This is a genomic window from Microbispora sp. CL1-1 (genome assembly GCF_012034195.1).
Lineage (GTDB): Bacteria > Actinomycetota > Actinomycetes > Streptosporangiales > Streptosporangiaceae > Microbispora.
Genome location: NZ_JAATEK010000157.1, coordinates 1 through 761 on the forward strand (window position 1 = coordinate 1; position 761 = coordinate 761).

Genomic DNA, 761 nt, shown 5'->3' on the forward strand with positions numbered 1-761 from the left:
GTCGCGCTGGCCCGGCGGTTCGTGGAGGAGGGCAGGCTCGGCGAGATCCGGCACGTGCGGGCGCAGTATCTGCAGGACTGGATCGTCGACCCCGAGTTCCCCCTGGTCTGGCGGCTGCAGAAGGACAAGGCGGGATCGGGCGCCCTCGGCGACATCGGCGCCCACATCATCGACACCGCCGAATTCATCACCGGTCAGCTGCTGACCGGGGTGTCGGCGATGACCGAGACCTTCGTCAAGGAGCGTCCCCTGGCGGCCAGCTCGGCCGGGCTCTCGGCCGGCGGCGGAGCCGGGAGGGGCCCGGTCACCGTGGACGACGCCGCGCTGTTCATCGGCCGGTTCAGTGGTGGCGCGCTGGGCTCTTTCGAGGCCACCCGCTTCGCCACCGGGCGTAAGAACGCGCTGCGCATCGAGGTCAACGGCTCGGCGGGCAGCCTGGCCTTCGACTTCGAGTCGATGAACGAGCTGTGGTTCCACGACCACGCCATCGGCAGCGCCGAGCACGGTTTCCGGCGGGTGCTGGTCACCGAGCCGGACCACCCGTACGCCGGGGCATGGTGGCCGCCGGGCCACGGCCTCGGTTACGAGCACACCTTCGTCCACGAGGCGAAGGACTTCCTGGAGGCGATCGCCGCCGGCACCGACCCCACGCCGTCCTTCGAGGACGGGCTGCGGGTGCAGCGGGTGCTGGCGGCCGTCGAGCAGAGCGCGGCTGAGGGCAGCCGCTTCACAAGTGTGGAGGATTCATGACCAGGCCGGTG

Annotated in this window: 1 protein-coding gene; it reads left to right on the plus strand. The window is 70.8% G+C overall.

What is annotated here, in order from left to right:
- On the plus strand, positions 1–750 hold a 750-nt coding region (locus HCK04_RS40400; RefSeq protein WP_142652785.1), incomplete at its 5' end, for a Gfo/Idh/MocA family oxidoreductase.
- Positions 751–761: the final 11 nt, after the last annotated feature.